The organism is Proteiniphilum sp. UBA1028 (assembly GCF_002316955.1).
In the GTDB taxonomy this organism is placed as follows: Bacteria; Bacteroidota; Bacteroidia; order Bacteroidales; family Dysgonomonadaceae; genus Proteiniphilum.
This window is the reverse complement of record NZ_DCEN01000075.1, coordinates 1-1131: the sequence shown is the minus strand read 5'-3', so window position 1 is coordinate 1131 and position 1131 is coordinate 1. Positions and strand designations below refer to the sequence as shown.

1 protein-coding gene is annotated in these 1131 nt (G+C 41.9%); it reads left to right on the top strand.

All coding sequences use genetic code 11. The features are described from left to right. Window positions 1-223 precede the first annotated feature (223 nt). Window positions 224-1131 (top strand): glycoside hydrolase family 97 N-terminal domain-containing protein (locus tag B3Z75_RS12985; RefSeq protein ID WP_294072511.1); only part of this gene is annotated, 908 nt, incomplete at its 3' end.

Here is a 1131-nt window from a genome sequence, read left to right as displayed (position 1 = left end):
TTTACCGCACAGCGGAGAACGATGTTTCATCTATAGCATGGTGGTGGAGCGAGGAGTCGAATGAGTGTCGAGTGAAAATACCCGATCATAGAAAAAAGATAACCATATTAATTAAAAAAGCATATAAAAGAATCCATTGTAACCAAGACTTATGAATAAGGAACTTATAGACAAATGAAGGTCCGGTTTTTTGTCTTGGTTCTCATGTCTTAATTTTAATCATATGAGGAAAATATTTATACTATTATACTTTTGCCTGATTGCCGGCATCATAGCGGCACAGAATCTGAGATCACCAAACGGTGATCTGGAGATGAATTTCTTTGTCGATCAACAAGGAACGCCGGTGTATACCTTAAAATATAATGGGAAAACGGTGATCAATCCAAGTAAATTGGGCCTTGAGCTGATTGGAAGCGACAAGGTGGAGTTCGGTTCTGAAATTAATCGTAAAAAAGATCCCAAAACATCTTTGTACGACGGATTCAATGTAGCTGAGGTACAATACAGTTCATTCGATGAGATATGGGAGCCCGTATGGGGTGAAACGAAAGAGATCCGCAACCGATACAACGAGATGGCGGTAACACTCAACCAGAAGGATACTGATCGCGATATGGTGATCCGTTTTCGTCTGTTTGACGACGGACTTGGGTTTCGGTATGAATTTCCGCAGCAGAAGAATCTGGTTTACTTTGTCGTCAAAGAAGAGTTGACCCAGTTTGCTATGACCGGAGATCATACCGCTTACTGGATTCCGGGCGACTATGATACCCAGGAATATGATTATAATATTTCCAAATTATCGGAGATCAGAGGCCTCAATGAAGGGGGTAGACAGGAAAACCTCTCTCAGACTGGATTTTCTGATACAGGTGTACAAACTGCATTGCAGATGAAAACAGCCGAGGGCATTTACATCAACCTGCACGAAGCAGCCTTGATTAACTATGGAGCCATGCACCTGAATCTGGATGACCATGATTTCATCTTTCAATCCTGGATCACACCCGATGCCAACGGAGCAAAAGGTTATTTACAAACTCCCTGCACAATACCTTGGCGTACGATTATCGTAAGTGACGATGCACGTGATATCCTGGCATCCAATATTACATTAAACCTCAATGA